Here is a 20,217-nt window from a genome sequence, read left to right as displayed (position 1 = left end):
CCAGCGCAGCAGGGTGGTAACAGGCACAATGGTGGTTGGAATGTCCGAAACGCCCGAGGAGAATCGGTACCGATGACGAATCCACTCGCCCCGCGAGCTGCCGGAACACGCCGTGGGGAACTGCCGACTCCGCCCAGCGGTTGGCCGATCGGATCCTACCCGACGTATGCCGAAGCTCAGCGTGCCGTGGACTACCTGTCCGATCAGGAGTTCTCGGTGGAGGACGTCACCATCGTCGGTGTGAATCTCATGCAGGTCGAGCGCGTCCTCGGTCGTCTCAGTTGGGCGAAAGTGATTGGTGGAGGCATCGTTTCGGGTGCGTGGCTCGGCGTGTTCTTCGGCTTGTTGCTGGGCATCGTGACGGGTGGGTTCCTGGCGCCGCTCCTCGTCGGCATCGTCGGCGGCATCGTTTTCGGGCTGATCTCGACGACCATTCCGTACGCGGCCACCCGCGGCACCCGGGACTTCGCGTCGACCATGCAACTGGTCGCCGGCCGCTACGACGTGCTGTGCGATCCGAAGACAGCAGAGAAGGCGCGCGACATGCTCGCCCGCCTGGCGATCTGAGCCGACCACGGTGCCTGCCGACCGATTGACCGACAGGGCGCTCGGCCGGGCGACACTTGCCAGGCAGTTCCTGCTGAACCGATCGGATGCCTCGGCCCTCGAGATGATCGAGCATCTGTGCGGACTACAGGCACAGGCGCCGGATCCGCCCTATTTTGCCTTGTGGTGCCGGTTGCAGGGGTTTCGCCCCGAAGATTTGGCGAGTCTCGTCGAGAATCGTGACGTCGTGCGGATTGTGGCGATGCGTGGAACGGTGTTCGCGCTGTCGGCGCGTGACGCACTCACCCTGCGCCCGTTGACCCAGCGAATCCTCGATCAGGACCTGCACACCAACACGCAGCATCGAGAGAATCTGCGGGGGATCGACGTCCACGCACTTGCGGCGGCGGGACGTGAGCTGACCGCGGACGGACCACTTACGGCTGTTCAGATGCGGCCATTGCTCGAATCGCGGTTTCCCGGACGCGACGGCGCCTCGCTGGCCCACGGCATCCGGGGCGTGGTTCCGATGGTCCAGGTTCCACCGCGGGGCGTGTGGGGAAAGTCCGGCCCTCCCGCGCTGGTGCCTCTCGAGTCCTGGGTGGATGCGAAATTGGACGCAGCTCCGGACGTCGATGCCGTGATGTTGCGCTACCTCGCCGCATTCGGACCGGCTAGCGTCAAGGACGCCCAGGCATGGTCGGGCCTGACCGGTCTGGGCGAGATCTTCGACCGCCTGCGTCCACGTCTGCGCGTCTACCTCGCGGAGTCGGGAGCAGAACTGTTCGACCTACCGGAGTTCCCGCGACCGGAGTCGGACACCGCCGTACCCGTGCGCATCCTCGCGCCGTTCGACAACGTGTTGCTGTCGCACGCCGACCGCACGCGAATCGTCGACCCGGAAGTGCGGGCCCGGATCATCACCCAGAACGGAATCGTGAAGCCCGCAGTGCTCGTGAACGGCCGGGTGGTGGGGTTCGCCTCCACGACCAGGAAAAACGGGTGTGCCGTACTGAACGTGGAACCTCTGAAGAAGATCGCCTCGCGCAATCGGGACTCCGTCGTCGCCGAAGGCCGGAGGCTGTTGAAATTCGTGCATCCCGATGCCGAGACGAGGGAAGTTCGATTCGTGAACGGGCGCGATGGTTTGATGTGAGGGTGTCCGAAAGTGTTGTCAACGCAGTCCGTGCTCACCTGGTCTCTCGGTTCGGTGGGGTCGAGCCGGCGTCGGCTTCGGTGACATTCCTCGGCGTCGAGCCGTTGGACGTACTGCTGTTTCCTCCGGACGACGAAGGCTTCGTGCACTACACCTCGCTGGGGTGTTCGCGTCATCCGATGGGCGATCCGGGGGAGCTGGTAGCGGACCCGACGAGGGGTCCGCGTGCCGAGCTGATTCTCACGTTGCACGGCGGTGCCGGCGTCGCATCGGGCATTCAGCGGACGCTTGCCGTGCTCGCGGCGTCTCCGTCCGTCGAAGGGATCGTGCTGGCGGCGGACGCACTGATCGATCTCGGCGAACCGCTGTGGAAAGGGGTGCCGTTCACCGCGGTTCTGCTCGGGGAGAGCGAGATACCGGAACTGGCGGTACCCGAACCGGCCGACCCGGTGAAGTTTCTCTCCGTCGTTCCGCTCACCGCGACGGAAGCTGCGTGGGTACGCCTGCGCGGTGCCGAGGCCCTGCGTGAGGCGTGGAAGGAAGCGGGCATCGACGTGCGTGACCCGCAGCGCGCGGCGGCCTCGCTCTGACCCGCTCTCGTCAGAGCCAGTTGTTGCGGCGGAACGTGACGAAGAGCCCGACGATCACGAGGACGATCACGCCGACAACTACGTAATAGGCGTATTCCCAATGTAATTCAGGCATGTGGTCGAAGTTCATGCCGTAGATTCCGGCCACCATCGTGGGTACGGCGGCAATCGCAACCCATGCGGAGATCTTTCGCATGTCGGTGTTCTGCTGCACGGCAACCTTTGCGAGGGCGGCATCGACGAGAGAACTGAGTACTTCGTCGAACTCGGCGATTCGTTCAGCGACGATCGTGTGATGGTCCTGGACGTCACGGAAGTATCGGCGTACTTCCTTGGGAATGGGGTTTCCCGGCCCGCGGGTGAGTCGCAGAAGAGGATTCGACAACGGGATCACCGACTTGCGGAGCTCGACGATCTCGCGTTTCAGGAGATAGATCTTCTCGATCGCCACCGTCGACTGGGGGTTGAACACGGCTTCTTCCATGCTGTCGACGTCTTCTTCGATCGACTCGGTGACATCGAGGTACGAATCGACGACATGGTCGGCGATGGCGTGAAGTACGGAAGTCGGTCCCAGAGCGAGACGTTCCGGGTTGTCCTCGAGCGCGGTCCGTACGGCGGCGAGTCCGGTGTGGTCGCCGTGCCGCACGGTCACCACGAAATCGTCGCCTGCCAGGACCATGATTTCTCCGGTTTCCACGATCTCGTTGGCGGTGACCACGGAATCGTGGGGCACGTAGCAGACCGTACGGAGAACCAGGAACACCACTTCGTCGTAGCGTTCGAGTTTGGGGCGCTGGTGCGCGTGGACGGCGTCTTCGACCATCAACTCGTGCAGCCCGTAGGTGGAAGCCACACGCGCCATCTGGTCTTCGTCCGGTGCGAGTAGTCCCAGCCACACGAAACCTTCGCCGCGTTCGCGGACTTCGGCCAGTGCGGATTCGTGGGTGTACTTGCCCGGGAGACGTCGGCCGTCGACGTACACCGCGCAGTCGACGATGGCGCGTACTGCGGGGATCGGCGGCTTCGGCCGAGGAGCTTTCTGGCCGGTTCGCATGGGGAGTGAAGGCATGGACGGCACGACTCCCTCCTCCGGAGACGGATGATCCGGCGACGGTTCATCCGGCGACACTGCAGCGCAATGCTACGTGAGTTACGGGTCTGCGAGCGCGGACCTGACACACTTGGGCGGTGCGCATCGACCTTCACACCCATTCGTCCGTGTCCGACGGTACGGACTCGCCCCGAGAGCTGGTCCTGGCGGCGAAGGAAGCAGGTCTCGACGTGGTCGCGATCACCGATCACGACACCACGGCAGGGTGGGAGCCGGCAGCGCAGGCGCTACCGGAAGGTCTGACTCTGGTGCGCGGCATGGAGATGTCGTGCGAGGGGCGTGGTGAGGACGGCCGCCCGGTGCCCGTTCACCTGCTGGCGTATCTGTTCGATCCCGAGCACCCCGGATTCGCAGAGGAGCGCCGTCGGCTCCGCACCGAGCGTGAGGGTCGTATTCGAGCGATGGCGGAACGGATGGCCGCGGACGGCCTGCCGATCGACCTGGAAGCGTTGTCGGCGGCAGCCGGACCCTCCATCGGACGTCCCCACCTTGCGCGAGCCTTGATCGACGCCGGGGTCGTGGCAACGGTGGACGAGGCCTTCCGGGGCCCTCTCGCGACTGCGAGTCCGTACTACGTCCACAAGAGGGACACACCCCTCGGGGACGCGGTTCGACTGGTGACAGAGGCCGGCGGTGTCGCGGTGGTGGCTCATGCGCGGGCGCGCACCCGCGGGCGTCTGCTCGACCTCGATCATGTTCGTGAGCTGGCACCACTGGGCATCGGTGGACTCGAGGTCGACCACGCCGATCACAGTGCGGAGGACGCCGCCGTCCTGCGCCGGCTCGCGGACGAGCTGCGGCTTCCGGTGACCGGATCGTCGGACTATCACGGAATCAACAAGTCGATTCCCCTCGGCGCACACACCACGGCACCGGATCAGTTCGACGAGTTGCTGTCGAAAGCCACGGGTGCACAGGTGATCACCGGATGAGTGGACGGCGTTGATGTTCGACACCACGCTCTACCTGACGGTTTTCATCACTCTCTTCGTGATCATGGATCCGCCGGGAGTGATTCCAGTGTTCCTCAGCCTCGTCGGCCGAAAGCCGAAGGAAGCGCGGAACCGGGCCGCCTGGCAGGCACCGGCAGTGTCGTTGGCCGTCATCACCGTGTTCGCCGTCGGTGGCCAGGCGATTCTGAACTATCTCCATATCGGAATTCCGGCGCTGCAAGGTGCAGGGGGACTGCTTCTCCTTCTGATCGCGCTCGAACTCCTCACCGGTCGCGAGAACAACCAGTCGAAGGCCGCCGAGGACGTCAACGTGGCGCTCGTCCCGCTCGGCACGCCCATGATGGCGGGGCCGGGTGCGATTGCGGCGGTCATCGTGTTCGTGGCGCAGGCGGACGGCCACACCGGTTCCTATCTCGCCATCGCACTCGCGATCGTCACCATCCACGTCGTGCTCTACATCGTGCTCCGGTTCTCGACTCTGCTGATCCGGCTGCTCGGTGAGAGCGGGATCTCGCTGCTCGCGCGCATCGCAGGTCTCCTTCTCGCCGCGATCGCGGTTCAGTTGATCGCGGAGTCGGTACGTGGATTCGTGGCCGGAGGCTGACACCTCCGAGGCCACTGCAGTTGGTGGGTGCGGCAGTATGGACGCGTGTACTACGAAGGAGGATCGATGACGCTCCGTGACTACGACGACGCACGCCAGGAACGGCATTCCTCGCCGATGCGCTGGTTGCTCGGGCTCAGCGGTTCGGTTGCGGCCGGGATGATCGTTCTCACCATCGTCGTCGCAGGAGCCGCGTATCTCGGTGAGGGACAAGGATTCCCGGGGCCAGGCCAGACATCGATCGTCGTGCACGTCTTCGCTTCGGTGATCGCGTTGATCGTGCAGGTATGGGCAGACCGGAGATCCGGTGCCGGGTCCGTCTTCGGGGCATTCGTGGTCTTCGCGATCGCGGCCGGACTTTTCTGGACTCAGTGGTGGGGCTGACCGTCGCCGTGTAGTGCGGGTCACCGCCGTCGATTGCTACCGGCCGGTAACCGGATACTCACAGGTAGAAGCCTCAAAGGGTGAGACATTTCGCCCTCCCCACAATTTGATTGTGTACCGGTCACAGTGGCACACTTGACTCACTCCGAAGTTGGCGCCACCGCCCTTCGACGGGGGGTTCGATGGCAGGAACTGCCAGGGCTCACACGGCCCAGCGCCATCACGCTTCGATAGATGTACTGCGGCGATCGTGATCCGCGCGCACCGGAAGCTTCTCAGTAGACGTACGTGAGGTACCCGTCTGGTCAGCGTCGATCAAGGCGGTTACTTCTCAGTAACCCGGCCCCGAGTGAGCCGGGACCTAGCAGGAGTGTCATTGTGTCCCTCGTGTCCGAAGCCACAACACCTCAGAAAATCGACCTGACCGACGACGAGATCTTCGCCGGTCACACCGACGGCAAGCTGTCGGTCGAGACCACGGCCCCGCTCGATTCGCAGCGCGCATTGTCGATCGCATACACCCCGGGTGTGGCACAGGTCAGCCGCGCGATCGCAGCAGACGAGACGCTTGCCGACCGATACACCTGGACCAACCGCCTGGTGGTCGTGGTGAGTGATGGCTCGGCCGTTCTCGGTCTCGGCGATATCGGCCCCCGCGCCTCGCTCCCCGTCATGGAGGGCAAGTCGGCCCTGTTCAAGACCTTCGCCGGCCTGAACTCGATCCCGCTCGTTCTCGACACCAAGGACCCCGACGAGATCGTCGAGACCCTGGTCCGACTGCGCCCGAGCTTCGGCGCCGTCAACCTCGAGGACATCTCGGCACCCCGCTGCTTCGAGATCGAGCAGCGGGTCAAGGACGCACTCGACTGCCCGGTCATGCACGATGACCAGCACGGCACCGCCATCGTCGTCCTCGCCGCGCTCAAGGGCGCCGTCAAGGTTCAGGGCCGCGACATCACCTCGCTGCGCGTCGTGATCTCGGGTGCCGGCGCCGCCGGCGTGGCCTGCGCGAACATCCTGCTCGCCGCCGGCATCTCCGACGTGACGGTCCTCGACTCGAAGGGCATCGTCTCCACAGGTCGAGAAGGCCTCAACGAGATCAAGTCGGACCTGGCCGCACGCACCAACCCGGCCGGCCGGGAAGGCGGCATCGTCGAAGCACTCGACGGCGCCGACGTGTTCGTGGGGGTGTCCGCCGGAACCGTCCCCGAAGAGATCATCGCCACGATGGCAGGCGACGCCATCGTGTTCGCGCTGTCGAACCCCGACCCGGAGATCCACCCGGACGTTGCACACCGTCACGCTGCGATCGTCGCGACCGGACGCAGCGATTTCGCGAACCAGATCAACAACGTGCTCGCCTTCCCCGGCGTGTTCCGTGGTGCACTCGACGCCGGAGCCCGCCGCATCACGGAGGGCATGAAGCTCGCCGCCGCCGAGGCAATCCTCTCGGTGGTCGGTGACGAGTTGGCTGCGGACAAGATCGTTCCCAGCCCTCTCGATCCTCGCGTGGCTCCCGCAGTTGCGGAGGCCGTCGCGGCTGCTGCGAAAGCAGAAGGCGTGACCGACTAGCGAGTTCGTGAGACACCCCGGTAGGGAGCCCGCACCCGATGCTCCCTACCGGGGTGTTTTGCTGTCCGGGTCACGCCCGCTCAGTGGGCTCCGCGGGCCGGACGATGTCCTTCGGGGTACGCCGTAACCGTCCGGTGCCGGGTGCCGACGCCCAGACGGCCAGTGCGAACATACCGTCCACGACGAGAGCCAAGGCCGCAACGAGAATTGCGCCGACGAGCACTCGGTCGTAGGTGCGCAGGGCGAGGCCATCGAAGATGTAGCGGCCCAGCCCGCCGAGATTGACGTAAGCGGCGACGGTTGCCGTGGCGATCACCTGCAACGTCGCGTTTCGCACGCCGCCGAGTACGAGGGGGAGTGCGTTGGGAATCTCCACGCGCATCAGGACCTGGGATTCGGTCATGCCCATCGCCCGTGCGGCGTCGACGACGTCGCCGTCGACATTCGCCACGCCCGCATAGACACCGGCGAGTATCGGGGGGATTCCGAGTATCACCAGGGCCATGATCGGCGGAACGAGGCCGAGGCCCATGAGCAGCACCAGGAAGGTGAGTAGACCGAGCGTGGGTAGTGAACGAAGGGCGTTGACGATCCCGACGACCACCACTTCACCCTTGCGCAGGTGCCCGATCAAAAGACCGAGTGGAACCGCGATGATCGCGGCGGCCACCACTGCGAGAAGGCTGTACCAGAGGTGTTCGAGGATGCGCGCCGCGATACCTGTCGACCCGCCCCACTGGGCCGGGTCGGTGATGAAGTCCCAAGCGCCGCCGAAGACGTTCATGTGTCACCTCGCTGGGATCGAGCAGCCGACGTGGATGCTCTTGTCCACGGGGTTGCGGCGCGCGCGATCAGATACAGCAGCAAGTCGAACGCCAACGCGAGAACCACGATCGCGATGATCCCGGCAAGAATCTGATCGGGATAGTCACGCTGATAACCCTTCGTGAAAAGGGTTCCCAGCCCGCCGATTCCGATGAGCGAGCCGACCGACACGAGCGAGATGTTGGTGACCGCCACGACGCGCACGTTCGCGGCCAGGACCGGAATCGCAAGTGGCAGCTCGACGGTCAACGCACGGCGCACAGCCGTGAAACCCATGGCCGCAGCGGAATCGATCACATCGTCGGGAACCGAATCGAGGGCTTCCGGGACCGCACGAATCAGGAGAGCCGTCGAGTAGACGGTCAGGGCGATCACGACATTGAGTGGATCGAGAATCTGAAGGCCGAATACCGAAGGCACCGTGACGAAAAGGGCGAGCGAAGGGACGGTGAAGGCGATGCTGGCGAAGAGCAGTGTGATGCGCCGCAGCCACGGCACTCGCCGCACCAGGGTGCCCACCGGTACCGCGATTATCAGCCCCACGAGGAGCGGGACCAAGGCCAGGTACAGGTGCGTCCTGGTCAGGTCGAGTACGACCGAGAAGTTGTCGACGAGCCAGCGCACGTGCTCACGACCCCGTGGTGTCGGTGGCCTCGGGTCCGGGACCAGCCGATGCGAAGAACTGCTGGTTGCGCTCGAGATCCTCTTCGCGGCGTTGCTCGGCCAATTTGTCCAACACTTCGGACGCAGGTACGCCGCCGATGACGGTCCCGTTGTCGTTCACCGCGACGCCGATTCCCGAGGGCGAGGAAATGGCTGCGTCGAGGGCAAGTCTCAAATCTGCGCCCGGCTTGAACAGGGAACCACCGGCGGCGATGCACTGCGACGGCGATCGGCCCGCTCGCAAGCCATCCACACCGGTCACGTCGATCCAGCCCTGCGGAGCTCCGGCCTCGTCGACCACGACCACCCATTCGTCGCGTTCGAGACGAAGGTCGGCCAGGTCTTCGCGTCGGGCCGTGGTGACGTCGTGGAGCGCAATCGTGTCTGCGGATCGAAACGAGAGACCGCGGTAGCCGCGATCCCGTCCGACGAACGCGGCGACGAACTCGTTCGCAGGAGACGCCAGGACGGTCCGCGGGTCGTCGTATTGCTGCAGCCGCCCGCCCGGACCGAATACGGCAACACGGTCGCCGAGTTTGACGGCTTCGTCGATGTCGTGGGTGACGAACACGATGGTCTTACGGAGTTCTGCCTGCAGCCGTTGCATCTCGCTCTGCAGATCCTCGCGCACCACGGGGTCGACGGCACTGAACGGTTCGTCCATCAGCAGGATCGGAGGGTCGGCGGCCAAGGCGCGGGCAACACCTACGCGCTGTTGCTGGCCACCGGACAGCTGTGCCGGGTATCGGTTTCCGAGTACGGGATCCAGGCCGACACGCTCGAGCAGGGCAACGGCGGACTTGCGTGCCGATCGTCGTGACTGCCCACGCAGTACCGGAACGGTGGCGACATTGTCTGCGACGGTGCGATGGGGGAGCAGGCCCCCGCTCTGGATGACGTACCCGATGCCGAGCCGGAGCCGAACGGCGTCGACGTTCGCGATGTTCTCACCGTCGACGGTGACCGATCCCGAAGTAGGGGTGATCATTCGATTGATCATGCGCATCGACGTGGTCTTCCCGCAGCCGGACGGGCCGACGAATACGGTGAAGGATTCCGGCTCGATATGCAGATCGAGATCGTCGACAGCGGTTGTGCCGTCGGCGAACCTCTTGGTGACACCGGTGAACGTGATCATGTGTGACCGCTATCCGATCGGCTCGCCGAGACCCTGTGCCTCGACCCAGCTCCGGGCCGCCTCGTCGGGCTCGGTCTTGGCATCACCGGACACCTCGACGTTCAGATCCGTCAGCTCTTCGGTGGTGAGTTTCGCCGACACCGTGTCGAGTACCTCGATCAGCTTCGGTGACTTCTTGTCCGCCCGCAGAACCGGTACGACGTTCTGGGCCGGAAAGTTGTTGTCAGGGTCGCCCAGAACCACGAGACCTTCCTCGACGATCGCGGGAGATGTGGTGAAGATGTTCGCAGCGGTGATCTGACCGGAGACCAGGGCATCCACGGTGGCGGGTCCGCCGCCGTCCGCTATGGGCACGAACCGGTCCGGCGAGATGTTCAGACCGTACTTGGCCGACAGCCCGGGTAGGCCGACCGGACGCTCCTGGAACTCGGCGGGGGCACCGAAGGCCACCTCTTCGGAATGCGCGGCGAGGTCGGCGATGGTCTTCAGGTTCCACTTCTGCGCCGTCTCGGCGGTGACGACCACGGCGTCCTTGTCCTCGGCCGGCGCAGGCGTGGCGATTTCCAGGTCGGGAGCAAGGGCGGCAGGGAGCGCGGCGTCGACATCTTCTGCCGTGACCGCAGTGGTGCCCGGTACGAGATACTGCAGCAGGTTGCCGGTGTAATCGGGTATCACGTCGATGGAACCATCGCGCAGCGCAGGGATGTACGCCTCACGACTGCCGATGTCGAGAGTGGTGTCCACATCGAACCCGTTGGCACGCAAGACCTCGGCATAGATGTTCGCCACGGTCTCCGACTCCGGGAAGTTCGCGCCGCCGACGATGATCGCATTCGCGTCGTCTCCCGAGCCGCCACCCTCGGCAGCGAGCGGGTCCGATCCGCCCCCACACGCGGAGAGAGAAACGACGGCCGTGAGAGTCAGAGCGACGGTGAAAACGGGTTTGCGCACTGTGCATCCTCGGGGGAGTGGAGCCGGTGCAGCATGGGGAGCCGTTGCTGCGCTTTCCGGGGTCAGTGTAACGATAGGGACCGACAGGACATGGATTTACGTGCATGGTGATTCTGGTGCGGACGGAGCGCGTGCGGCCGCACTCGAGAGGAAGTCAGCGGTGACAATCGCTATGAGAACCGGGGCGGGTTCGCCGCGGACCACGCTTTGCCGGGTCGTGACGGGAGTATCGAGTGCCCTGCTCGTGTTCGGTGCGGGTTGCAGCGTCGACAACTCCACCCTGGATGGGGCGGGCGCAGCCGGCGACGCGCCGATCGTCGTGGGCGCCGGAAGCACCGAGGTGGGCGCCGTGGTGGCGCAGCTGTACGCGGGCATCCTCCGAACCACCGGAGTGTCGGTATCGGTCCGAGATAATCTCGGTGATCGTGCCGACTACCTGGACGTGCTCGACTCGGGTGAGGTGACGGTGGTGCCCGACTTCACGGGCGAACTGTTGACGTACTTCGAGCCGGCGGCAACGGCAACTACGCCGACCGATGTCTTCGGTGAGCTGAGTGCATCCTTGCCGCAGGGCTTTTCGGTGTCGGACTTTGCTGCTGCCGAGAATCGTTCGGTACTCGTCGTAGACCAGGTGGTTGCACGCGACGTGCACGACGTCGACGACCTGGCGTCGCGCTGCGCGACGTCGACGCTGGTGGTCGGAGGCGAATTCGACCGTACCGCTCTGGCGGGCGACACCTTGCGATCGGTCCCTGATTGCACGTTCGCGGGTGTGGCCGACGGCGCGGCCGACCCCGAGGTCCTGGAACGACTGGGCGCCGACCGCGCATCCGTCGGAGCCCTGACGACACTGTCAGGACTGCTCGGTTCCGGGAATCTCGTGGCACTGAGCGACGACGAGGGCGCGTTTCGGGCACAGAACGTGGTGCCTCTTCATCGCTCGGGGACGCTGGCCGAAGCGCAAATCAAGGCGTTGAACGTGGTGGCAGGTGAGCTTACGAGTGCGGACCTGGCCGACATGGTCGACCAGGTCCGCGAGGGAGCCGAATCAGAGGACGTTGCGCGCGCCTGGCTCGACGCTCACTCCTGAACCGCTCAGGTGAGTGCCCAGGAACTTGCCGAGATCGGCAACGGCATCGCGGGCCTCACGAACGAGAGATGCCTGTGCGTGCGCCACGTGCCAGAGCCTGGCGAACTCGGTGACACGAACGTCCACGCCGGAGACCTTCAGCTTGTCCCGCAGGGCGATTGCCTGCGGGTACAGAACTTCCTGAAGACCGATGTGGATGATCGTGGGTGGCAACCCCGACAGATCGTCGTGCAGTGGCGCGTAACCGGTTGCGGACGGATCACCACCGCCGAGATACTTCGCCGCGGCGTCGTACGCCCACGCCGTGTTGATCACCACGTCCCGATCTCGGAGCGAACTGCGGTCGGTGGGGTCCGCCCACGGTGCGATCAGCCCGAGTGCGGCCGGTGTCACTCCGTGCCGGTGCACCAACCGTTCGGCCGTCGCAAGAGTCAGCCCGCCTCCCGCGGAATCGCCGGAGATGGCGACCTGGTCCGGCGTGTAACCGTGTTCGGTGACCAGTTCCAGGTACGCAGCCTCGGCGTCCTCGAGCCCAGCTGGGAACGGGTTCTCCGGTGCCAGGCGGTAATCGAGGAGATAGACGACGCTCCCGGACTCACGAGAGAGGTGAGCAGCGAGAGACCGATGTGAGGCCAACGAGCCGACCGTGTACGCACCGCCGTGCAAGAACAGCACGGCCGTCTTGCGCCGAGTGGCGCCCACGGTGATTCTCTCGACCGGCCGTCCGGCCAGGGTCGTCTTGCGGACCACCGAACCGTCGGGCATCGTCTGCAGCGGTGCCCCGAGGTCGAGCAGTATGCGTTGCACCGAAATCGGTAGGTGTGAGTTGAACGCGAGCCGGAAGAACGGGCGCAGTGCCGCTGCGGCGAACCCCGTGGGCAGTTGAATGGCGCTCATCTCGGGGCCTACTCGGCCGACTTCGGCAGGGCCCTGCCGGCGACCGTGGCCACCAGGCGTTGGTAGCCGGAACCTGTTACCCGCACCAGCAAGTCGAGGAACTTGGCATCGGCTCCGATCAGGACCCGCGCCCTGCTCTTCGAAACCCCGTTCAGGATGACCTTCGCTGCGGTCTCGGGTGTGGTCCTTGCCAACTTGTCGTCGAAGTACTTGGCGGACACGGCCAGGTCCTCGCCGGGGCCGGCGGTGGCGTTGCGTGCGATGGCGGTCTTGATGCCGCCGGGGTGGATGCACGTGACCTTGACCGGATGCTTGGCGATGAGCATCTCCTGGCGCAGCGATTCGGTGAACCCGCGTACGGCGAACTTGGCGGAGTTGTAGGCACTCTGGCCGGGGGTCGAGAGCAGCCCGAACAAGCTCGACACGTTGACGACGTGGCCGTCACCCGAGGCGATCAGGTGGGGAAGAAATGCCTTGGTGCCGTTGACAACTCCCCAGAAGTCGACGTCCATGACGCGCTCGATGTCCTTGAACTCGGACTTCTCGAACTCGCCGTGGTAAGCGATTCCGGCGTTGTTGTAGATCTGGTTGATCTTTCCGAAGTGGGCGGCCACGGCGTCCGCGTACTCGAGAACGGCTTCGCGCTGCGTGACGTCGAGGTGATCGGACTTGACCTGTGCCCCAAGCGCTTCGACGCGGCTCACGGTCTCTGCCAAGCCGACGCTGTCCATATCGGAGAGGGCGAGTTTTGCACCCCTGGATGCGAGGTCGAGAGCGAGCGCACGTCCGATGCCCGAACCCGCACCCGTGATGACGACTACCTTGCCTGCGAACGAACTCACTGTGCACTCACCTTGTCGTTGTCGTCGAGGGTGCTCGCGGTGGGCGCGGGCGCGGATGTCGAAAGGTCCTTCGCGGGGACGCTGTCGTAAGCCTCGAGGTCGAATTTCTTGGTTTGCCTGCGGAAGTCGAAGGTGAATCCCGGCCACAGCGTGGTGTTGTTGCCATGCTTGTCCAGGTACCAGCTCGCGCAGCCACCGTTGTTCCAGACGCTGTTCGACAGCTTCGCCTGAAGGTCGGCGTTGTATGCCTTCTGGGTGTCCTCGCGGACCTCGACGGTGCCGAGGTCATGCTTGTCGATGGTGTCGAGAGCCGATGCGAGGTAGTTGATCTGCGATTCGATCATGAACACCATGGACGAGTGTCCGAGGCCCGTGTTGGGCCCGACGAGGAAGAACATGTTGGGGAAGTTGGCGATCGTCGCGCCCTTGTAGCCCTGCTGTCCGCCGTCCTCGAAGACCTCGGCCAGCGAACGTCCGTCCTTGCCGAAGATGCCTTCGTAGGTGGGGGAGTCGGTGACGTGGAACCCGGTTGCCACCACGATGGCGTCGACCTTACGCTCCGTGCCGTCCTTCGAGATCACGGAATCGGCGGTCACCTCGGCGATGCCGTCAGTGACGAGATCGACGTGGTCCTTGGCCAGGGTGGGGTAGTAGTTGTTCGAGATCAGCATGCGCTTGCATCCGATCTGGAAGTTCGGGTGCACCTTCTTGCGTAGATCCTTGTCCTTGATCTGCCGGCGCAGATGCCGTTCGGCCGCGAACTGCAGCGGCTTCATGAAAATGGGTGCCTTCGCGAGGCCGACCACCTGGGTCTCACGCATCCAGTAGATACCGGCGCGGCACAACCGCTGGAACCCGGGAAGGTACTTGAATGCCAGGCCCTCCGCCTTCGTGTACTCGCGATCGGCGCGCGGGAGGACCCAGGGGGCGGTGCGTTGGTACACGTCGAGGTGGTCGACCTTCTTGCCGATGGCGGGGATGATCTGTATTGCGGATGCACCCGTACCGATGACGGCGACGCGCTTGCCGGTGAGATCGGCGTCGTGGTTCCAGCGGGCGGAGTGGAAGATCTCGCCCTGGAATCCTTCGATGCCCTTGATGTCGGGTAGGGAGGGCTCGCAGAGTGCGCCGACCGCACTCACCACGATCCGGGCGACGAACTCACCCTTGGACGTGTTGACGTGCCAGCGTGAACCGGCGTTGTCCCAGCGGACGCTCTCGACCTCGCAGCCGAAGATGTGCTTGTCGAGCACGTTGTACTTCTTCGACACCGACTGGATGTACTTCTGGATCTCGGGCTGGGTGGAGAAGGATCGGGTCCACTCCGGGTTGAGTGCGTACGAGTACGAGTACAGATGCGAAGGAACGTCGCACGCCGCACCGGGGTAGGTGTTGTCTCGCCAGGTGCCGCCGACGTCGTTGCCCCGCTCGACCACGAGGAAATCGTTCCTTCCTTTCTGGCTCAGTCGGATGGCGGCGCCGAGGCCGGCGAACCCACTGCCGATGATCAGTGTGTCGATATGCCTGGCCTCGCCTTTCGCGGCGCCGGTCTGTCCGGACGCAAAAGTGTCTGTAACTGGAAGACTCATAAACTTAGAGTAAGCCCCTATTGAGGGTCAGTCAATAGCTTATTGACCGTTGTTCAGTAGAGTATGACGCATGGAGGAAGTGAAACGAGTCAGGTTGGACCCGGCGATGCGACGAGCCCAGCTGATCTCCCTCGGCGTGAAAATGCTGGCAGATCGGCCACTCGAGCAGATTTCGGTCGAGGAGATCGCCGATCAGGCCGGCGTATCTCGCGGCCTGCTGTTTCACTACTTCGCCTCGAAGCACGACTTTCACGTGGAAATCGTGCGCGAGAACAGCCACGAGATGTTGAAGAAGACAGCTCCCCGCGAACTACGCGACGGTGACGTGTCCGCCGACTCGCTGATCGACGTTCTACGCGGTGTCATCGCTTCCTACGTCGACTACGTCTCGCAGAACCGATCCACCTACGTCTCGCTTCTGCGAGGTACCGCCAGTGGCGACCCCGACATGCGCGCGGTGTTCGAGGAGACGCGCACGGTGATGGCCGACCGTGTGCTGATCTATCTGCCGGGAATCGGAGTCGAACGCACGCCGCAACTGGAACTCGCGGTGCGCGGGTGGATCGCCTTCGTCGAGGAAGCCACCATCAGCTGGTTGCGGGACCCGGTGATATCGCGCGAGGACCTCGTCGACATGAACGTCCGTGCACTGCCGTCGTTGGCGCTGGCGTCTTCACCCGAGCAGGCGTCGAACCTACTGGGGCTCGTCAACTGACCGACTGATACCGGAGGGCTAGGACACCACGGAACCGTGGGGTGATGTCTGCGAGTGCGCCGCGTTCATAGCGTCGGCGTATGACCTCCGTCAAGCAACGTTCTCTGACCGCAATGGTCGCCGTCATGGCAGCACTCGCGTTGTTCTGTGCCTGCGCCATGTTCGTGGACGACCGAACCCTTCTCGGTGTTTCGGTGTGGCTCGAGCCCTTCAAGTTCGCGGTGTCGTTCGCGATCTTCGGGGCCACGCTGGCGTGGATGTTGCGGTGGCCGGGATACTGCTCTTCCAAGGCATTGGGAACACCCTCGTGGACGCGTGCGATCAGGGTCGGACTCTTCTTCGCCGTCGTCGGCATGATGCTCGGATACACGATGGGATACCACGGAGAACGCACCGAACAGGATGCCGAGGGTCGAGACGTAGTGCTCATTTCGGGGCACACCGTCGGTGCGAGCGATGCAGATCCGGGGCTCCCGCTGACGAACTGGAGTAGCACCGGGGGTGACATGAGAATCCCGCACTTCATCGGTCTGCACGGCATGCAGGCGATGCTGCTCGTCGTGTTCGTGCTCGAGGTGTTGGCCGCGCGCCACGCCCCACGACACCACCACGAAACGACCGATGTCACACCGGTTCGCGTGAGCTGAACCTGTGTGACATCGGTCGGGGTGTGGGCGGAGATCAGGTCAGCCGAAGGCCTCGTCGATGATCTCCTGCTGCTCCACGGCGTGAACCTTGCTCGAACCCGAGGACGGGGCGGACATCGAGCGGCGAGAAACCCGCTTGATGCCGGCCAACTTGTCCGGGAGAAGCTCGGGCAGGGCGAGCCCGAAGAACGGCCATGCCCCCTGATTCGCTGGCTCCTCCTGAACCCACCGGAACTCGGTGGCGTTCGGGTAGCGATCCAGAGTTTCCCGCAGACGCCGGCTCGGGACCGGGTAGAGCTGCTCGATACGGACGATCGCGATGTCCTCGCGCTGGTCCTTCTCCTTCTTCGCAAGCAGTTCCCAGTAGAGCTTGCCGCTCACCAGAAGCACGCGCTGCACCTTCTCGCGTGATGCCTCGCCCGCCTCGTAGGTCGGCTCCTCGAACACCGAACGGAACTTGCCGGTGGTGAAGTCCGTGATGTCCGAGACGGCGGCCTTGTTGCGGAGCATCGACTTCGGGGTGAAGACGACGAGCGGACGACGGATGCCGTCCCGCGAATGGCGGCGCAACAGGTGGAAATAGCTCGCCGGGGTGGACGGGACGGCGACGGTCATCGAACCTTCCGCACACAGCTGGAGGAATCGCTCGATACGGCCCGACGTGTGGTCCGGGCCCTGTCCCTCGTGGCCGTGGGGGAGAAGCAGCACGACGTCGGACAGCTGACCCCACTTCGCCTCACCCGACGAGATGAACTCGTCGATGATCGACTGGGCACCGTTCACGAAGTCACCGAACTGTGCTTCCCACAGAACGAGCGCCTCCGGGTTTCCGACCGAGTAGCCGTACTCGAAACCGACTGCAGCGAACTCGCTGAGAGCGGAGTCGTACACCAGGAACTTGCCGGGCTTCCCGTCCTCGTTCTGCGAACTCAGGTTCTGCAGCGGCGTGTACTCGGCACCAGTCTTGCGGTCGATGAGGACCGAGTGGCGCTGCGTGAACGTGCCGCGGCGGGAGTCCTGGCCGGAGAGACGCACCATGGTGCCCTCCTCGACGAGGGACCCGAAGGCGAGGAGTTCGGCGAAAGCCCAGTCGACCTTGCCCGCACGGGACATCTCACGACGCTTCTCTACGACCGGCTTCACACGTGGGTGAATGCTGAAGCCCTCGGGCACGTTCGCGAACGCGTCGCCGATGCGATGCAGTACCGATTCGTCGACCGCGGTCGTGAGCTTGGTGGGCAACGGCTGGTCCAACTCGACCGACTCACTCGGCTCCGGCGTGTACTTCTCGAGTTCGCGAACCTCGTTGAACACCCGCTCGAGCTGGCCCTGGTAGTCGCGGAGGGCATCTTCGGCTTCCTTGAGCGAGATGTCGCCACGACCGATGAGGGATTCCGTGTAGCTTTTGCGGACACTGCGCTTGGTGTCGATCACGTCGTACATCGCCGGCTGGGTCATCGACGGGTCGTCGCCCTCGTTGTGACCGCGACGGCGGTAGCAGATCATGTCGATGACGACGTCCTTCTGGAACTTCTCCCGGAAGTCGACAGCGAGCTGGGCGACCCACACGCATGCCTCGGGGTCGTCACCGTTGACGTGGAAGATCGGTGCGCCGATCATCTTGGCCACGTCGGTGCAGTACTCCGACGAGCGCGAATGCTCGGGAGCCGTGGTGAATCCCACCTGGTTGTTGACCACGACGTGGACGGTGCCGCCGGTGCGGTAACCGCGCAGCAGCGCCAGGTTCAGGGTCTCGGCGACGACACCCTGGCCTGCGAATGCGGCATCACCGTGCAGCATGAGCGGCAGGACGGTGAAGCCGTCCTCACCTTTGTCGAGGATGTCCTGCTTGGCGCGGACGAGACCCTCGAGAACCGGGTCGACCGCCTCGAGGTGCGACGGGTTCGCGGTGAGCGACACGGTGATGTCGTTGTCACCGAACATCTGGATATAGGTGCCTTCGGCGCCCAGGTGGTACTTCACGTCACCGGAACCGTGCGCGGCAGCCGGGTTCATGTTGCCCTCGAACTCGGTGAAGATCTTCGAGTACGGCTTGCCGACGATGTTCGCGAGGACGTTCAGACGGCCGCGGTGCGGCATACCGATGACGACCTCGTCGAGCGCATGCTCGGCGGACTGGTCGATCACGGCGTCCATCATCGGGATGACAGATTCCGCACCCTCGAGCGAGAACCGCTTCTGGCCGACGTACTTGGTCTGCAGGAAGGTCTCGAAGGCCTCGGCGGCGTTGAGCTTGCTCAGGATGTACTTCTGCTGAGCGACGGTCGGCTTGACGTGGTGCGCCTCCACCCGATCCTGCAGCCACTGCTGCTGCTCGGGCTCGAGGATGTGCGTGTACTCGACACCGACGTGGCGGCAGTACGCGTCGCGCAGCACGCTCAGCACGTCCCGCAGCTTCATCTTTTCCTGGCCGTGGAACCCGCCGACCTTGAACTCGCGGTCGAGATCCCACAGCGTCAGATCGTGTGTCGTGACGTCGAGGTCCGGGTGCGACCGGAATTTGTCCTTCACGAACTGCAGTGGATCCGTGTCGGCCATCAGGTGGCCGCGGTTCCGGTAGGCGGCGATCAGCTCGAGCACTCGCGTGCTCTTGTCGACCGCGCCCTCGGGAACGTCCTTGCGCCAACGGACCGGCTCGTACGGGATGTGCAGCGAGTGGAAGATCTCGTCGTAGAACTCGTCGCTGATGAGCAGGTTGTGAATGGTCTTCAGGAACTCGCCCGACTCCGCACCCTGAATGATGCGGTGGTCGTACGTGGACGTCAGGGTCATGAGTTTGCCGACGCCCATCTCGGCGATCCGCTCGTCGCTCGCACCCTGGAACTCGGCCGGGTACTCCATCGCGCCCGCGCCGATGATGGCGCCCTGCCCCTTCATCAGGCGCGGGACGGAGTGCACCGTGCCGATACCGCCCGGGTTGGTGAGCGAGATGGTGACGCCCGAGAAGTCCTCGCCCGTCAGCTTGCCGTCACGCGCGCGCCGAACGATGTCCTCGTAGGCGGAGTAGAACTGGGTGAAGTTCTGGGTCTCGGTGTTCTTGATCGCGGCGACGACGAGGGAACGCTGGCCGTTCTTCCCGGCGAGGTCGATCGCCAGACCGAGGTTGGTGTGGGCCGGCGTGATCGCGTTCGGCTTCCCGTCGATCTCCTCGAAGTGGTTGTTCATGTTCGGGTAGGCCTTGACCGCCTGAACAATCGCGTAACCGAGAAGATGGGTGAAGGAAATCTTTCCGCCACGCGTACGCGCGAGGTGGTTGTTGATGACGATGCGGTTGTCGAACATCAGCTTTGCGGGGATCGCCCGAACGCTGGTGGCCGTCGGGATCGTCAGCGAGGCGTTCATGTTCTTCGCGACGGCAGCAGCGGCCCCGCGCAGAACCTTGGTCTCGTCCTCGGCCGGTGCGTCGGACTTTGGGGCATCGGCCTTCTTGGTGTCTGCCTTCTTGTCCGGCTTTGCGGCGGGTTTCGCCGGTGCGGACTTCGATTGCGCGGCAGGCGCGGATGCTTTGCCGTCGGGCGCGGAGGTGGCGGCCTTGGGCGGGGCGGTCTTCGGTGCCGGAGCAGCGGAGGCGGCAGGCGGGGCGTTGTGCCCGTTGGAGGAACTGGGGCTGGAGACAGAACCTCGACCGTTGGTCGCACCCTTGTCGACGCTGGGCGCCGCGGCGGCGTTGTCGGTCGTTCCCGCATCAGGGGTGTAGTCCGTCAAGAATTCGTGCCAACTTGCGTCCACGGACGACGGGTCGTCCTGGAAGCGCTGGTACATCTCGTCAACCAACCATTGATTCTGTCCGAACTGGGATGTAGAGCTGCTGCTCACGGCAGGTATTCGCCTCTTTTCTATTTCGGTACCCGATCAGAGCGCCTATGTACATGAGACCAGTCCCCTGTGTGACGAGCAACGCTCGGCACACAGGTGTGATT

General features: G+C 64.4%; 19 protein-coding genes. 10 read left to right on the top strand and 9 right to left on the bottom strand.

Annotation, left to right across the window (positions count from 1 at the left end; genetic code table 11):
- The first annotated feature begins 72 nt into the window (after nucleotides 1–72).
- Genes ACFWO3_RS10635 through ACFWO3_RS10625 form a run of 3 tightly spaced genes read left to right on the top strand, consistent with a single transcriptional unit; the run spans nucleotide 73 to nucleotide 2,292 of the window.
- Entirely contained in the window at nucleotides 73–567 is a 495-nt protein-coding gene (locus ACFWO3_RS10635) for a general stress protein (protein WP_378576992.1), read from the top strand.
- Nucleotides 568–577: 10 nt separating this feature from the next.
- The gene (locus ACFWO3_RS10630; RefSeq protein WP_378576989.1) at nucleotides 578–1,702 is read left to right on the top strand and encodes a winged helix DNA-binding domain-containing protein; all 1,125 of its coding nucleotides are present in this window, start codon (nucleotides 578–580) and stop codon (nucleotides 1,700–1,702) included.
- Nucleotides 1,703–1,704: 2 nt separating this feature from the next.
- Nucleotides 1,705–2,292, top strand: coding sequence for a suppressor of fused domain protein (locus ACFWO3_RS10625; RefSeq protein ID WP_378576987.1), 588 nt, complete (start codon nucleotides 1,705–1,707; stop codon nucleotides 2,290–2,292).
- Nucleotides 2,293–2,302: 10 nt separating this feature from the next.
- Here ACFWO3_RS10625 and corA read toward each other — a convergent pair whose 3' ends face one another.
- Nucleotides 2,303–3,373: a magnesium/cobalt transporter CorA gene (gene corA, locus ACFWO3_RS10620; RefSeq protein WP_378576985.1), complete on the bottom strand. Its 1,071-nt coding sequence runs from the start codon at nucleotides 3,371–3,373 to the stop codon at nucleotides 2,303–2,305.
- A gap of 110 nt (nucleotides 3,374–3,483) precedes the next feature.
- On the opposite strand from corA, the gene ACFWO3_RS10615 reads away from it, so the two are divergent.
- The 4 genes from ACFWO3_RS10615 to ACFWO3_RS10600 all read left to right on the top strand — a co-directional run bounded on the left by ACFWO3_RS10615 (nucleotide 3,484) and on the right by ACFWO3_RS10600 (nucleotide 6,919).
- Nucleotides 3,484–4,338: a PHP domain-containing protein gene (locus tag ACFWO3_RS10615; protein ID WP_378576983.1), complete on the top strand. Its 855-nt coding sequence runs from the start codon at nucleotides 3,484–3,486 to the stop codon at nucleotides 4,336–4,338.
- A gap of 10 nt (nucleotides 4,339–4,348) precedes the next feature.
- Nucleotides 4,349–4,963 carry a MarC family protein gene (locus ACFWO3_RS10610; protein ID WP_378576981.1) on the top strand — a complete coding sequence of 205 codons (615 nt, stop codon included), beginning with the start codon at nucleotides 4,349–4,351 and terminating at the stop codon, nucleotides 4,961–4,963.
- Between the two features lie 66 nt (nucleotides 4,964–5,029).
- Complete coding sequence (locus ACFWO3_RS10605; RefSeq protein ID WP_378576978.1) at nucleotides 5,030–5,347, top strand: hypothetical protein; 318 nt, start codon at nucleotides 5,030–5,032, stop codon at nucleotides 5,345–5,347.
- A 378-nt stretch (nucleotides 5,348–5,725) separates the two neighbouring features.
- A complete protein-coding gene (locus ACFWO3_RS10600; protein WP_378576974.1) occupies nucleotides 5,726–6,919 on the top strand; it encodes an NADP-dependent malic enzyme in 1,194 nt (397 codons plus the stop codon).
- Nucleotides 6,920–6,989: 70 nt separating this feature from the next.
- On the opposite strand, the gene ACFWO3_RS10595 is transcribed toward ACFWO3_RS10600, so the two are convergent.
- The 4 genes from ACFWO3_RS10595 to ACFWO3_RS10580 are packed head-to-tail and all read right to left on the bottom strand — an operon-like array spanning nucleotide 6,990 to nucleotide 10,496.
- Nucleotides 6,990–7,703, bottom strand: coding sequence for an ABC transporter permease (locus ACFWO3_RS10595; RefSeq protein ID WP_378576972.1), 714 nt, complete (start codon nucleotides 7,701–7,703; stop codon nucleotides 6,990–6,992).
- Nucleotides 7,700–8,368, bottom strand: a complete 669-nt coding sequence (locus tag ACFWO3_RS10590; protein ID WP_378576969.1) for an ABC transporter permease — start codon at nucleotides 8,366–8,368, stop codon at nucleotides 7,700–7,702. The genes ACFWO3_RS10595 and ACFWO3_RS10590 overlap by 4 nt, the downstream gene beginning before the upstream one ends.
- A gap of 4 nt (nucleotides 8,369–8,372) precedes the next feature.
- Nucleotides 8,373–9,545: an ABC transporter ATP-binding protein gene (locus ACFWO3_RS10585; protein ID WP_378576967.1), complete on the bottom strand. Its 1,173-nt coding sequence runs from the start codon at nucleotides 9,543–9,545 to the stop codon at nucleotides 8,373–8,375.
- Between the two features lie 9 nt (nucleotides 9,546–9,554).
- Nucleotides 9,555–10,496 (bottom strand): glycine betaine ABC transporter substrate-binding protein, encoded by a 942-nt coding sequence (locus ACFWO3_RS10580; RefSeq protein ID WP_378576964.1) that lies wholly within the window; start codon nucleotides 10,494–10,496, stop codon nucleotides 9,555–9,557.
- 217 nt (nucleotides 10,497–10,713) lie between these two features.
- On the opposite strand from ACFWO3_RS10580, the gene ACFWO3_RS10575 reads away from it, so the two are divergent.
- Entirely contained in the window at nucleotides 10,714–11,586 is an 873-nt protein-coding gene (locus tag ACFWO3_RS10575; protein WP_378576962.1) for a glycine betaine ABC transporter substrate-binding protein, read from the top strand.
- Here the strand turns inward: ACFWO3_RS10575 and ACFWO3_RS10570 are convergent.
- Genes ACFWO3_RS10570 through ACFWO3_RS10560 form a run of 3 tightly spaced genes read right to left on the bottom strand, consistent with a single transcriptional unit; the run spans nucleotide 11,545 to nucleotide 14,914 of the window.
- Complete coding sequence (locus ACFWO3_RS10570; RefSeq protein ID WP_378576960.1) at nucleotides 11,545–12,483, bottom strand: alpha/beta hydrolase; 939 nt, start codon at nucleotides 12,481–12,483, stop codon at nucleotides 11,545–11,547. The genes ACFWO3_RS10575 and ACFWO3_RS10570 overlap by 42 nt on opposite strands.
- Nucleotides 12,484–12,491: 8 nt before the next feature.
- Nucleotides 12,492–13,325, bottom strand: a complete 834-nt coding sequence (locus tag ACFWO3_RS10565) for an SDR family NAD(P)-dependent oxidoreductase (protein WP_378576958.1) — start codon at nucleotides 13,323–13,325, stop codon at nucleotides 12,492–12,494.
- A complete protein-coding gene (locus ACFWO3_RS10560; protein ID WP_378576956.1) occupies nucleotides 13,322–14,914 on the bottom strand; it encodes a flavin-containing monooxygenase in 1,593 nt (530 codons plus the stop codon). Before ACFWO3_RS10560 ends, ACFWO3_RS10565 begins: the two co-directional genes overlap by 4 nt.
- Before the next feature lie 70 nt (nucleotides 14,915–14,984).
- Between ACFWO3_RS10560 and ACFWO3_RS10555 the strand changes: the two genes are divergently transcribed.
- Nucleotides 14,985–15,629, top strand: coding sequence for a TetR/AcrR family transcriptional regulator (locus tag ACFWO3_RS10555; protein WP_378576953.1), 645 nt, complete (start codon nucleotides 14,985–14,987; stop codon nucleotides 15,627–15,629).
- A gap of 80 nt (nucleotides 15,630–15,709) precedes the next feature.
- Complete coding sequence (locus tag ACFWO3_RS10550; RefSeq protein ID WP_378576951.1) at nucleotides 15,710–16,276, top strand: hypothetical protein; 567 nt, start codon at nucleotides 15,710–15,712, stop codon at nucleotides 16,274–16,276.
- 39 nt (nucleotides 16,277–16,315) lie between these two features.
- On the opposite strand, the gene ACFWO3_RS10545 is transcribed toward ACFWO3_RS10550, so the two are convergent.
- Nucleotides 16,316–20,113, bottom strand: a complete 3,798-nt coding sequence (locus ACFWO3_RS10545) for a multifunctional oxoglutarate decarboxylase/oxoglutarate dehydrogenase thiamine pyrophosphate-binding subunit/dihydrolipoyllysine-residue succinyltransferase subunit (protein WP_378576949.1) — start codon at nucleotides 20,111–20,113, stop codon at nucleotides 16,316–16,318.
- Nucleotides 20,114–20,217: the final 104 nt, after the last annotated feature.

It is taken from the genome of Rhodococcus sp. NPDC058521, from assembly GCF_042719695.1.
Lineage (GTDB): Bacteria > Actinomycetota > Actinomycetes > Mycobacteriales > Mycobacteriaceae > Rhodococcus_F.
The sequence above is the reverse complement of the archived record's forward strand: the minus strand, read 5'-3'. Positions and strand labels throughout refer to the sequence as shown.

Bases quoted from the DNA above. Each gene is read 5' to 3' on its own strand.
- ACFWO3_RS10605 (WP_378576978.1), top strand. From the start codon at position 5,030: ATGACGCTCCGTGACTACGACGACGCACGCCAGGAACGGCATTCCTCG.
- ACFWO3_RS10595 (WP_378576972.1), bottom strand. From the start codon at position 7,703: ATGAACGTCTTCGGCGGCGCTTGGGACTTCATCACCGACCCGGCCCAG.
- ACFWO3_RS10560 (WP_378576956.1), bottom strand. From the start codon at position 14,914: ATGAGTCTTCCAGTTACAGACACTTTTGCGTCCGGACAGACCGGCGCC.
- ACFWO3_RS10635 (WP_378576992.1), top strand. From the start codon at position 73: ATGACGAATCCACTCGCCCCGCGAGCTGCCGGAACACGCCGTGGGGAA.
- ACFWO3_RS10550 (WP_378576951.1), top strand. From the start codon at position 15,710: ATGACCTCCGTCAAGCAACGTTCTCTGACCGCAATGGTCGCCGTCATG.
- ACFWO3_RS10555 (WP_378576953.1), top strand. From the start codon at position 14,985: ATGGAGGAAGTGAAACGAGTCAGGTTGGACCCGGCGATGCGACGAGCC.
- ACFWO3_RS10585 (WP_378576967.1), bottom strand. From the start codon at position 9,545: ATGATCACGTTCACCGGTGTCACCAAGAGGTTCGCCGACGGCACAACC.
- ACFWO3_RS10570 (WP_378576960.1), bottom strand. From the start codon at position 12,483: ATGAGCGCCATTCAACTGCCCACGGGGTTCGCCGCAGCGGCACTGCGC.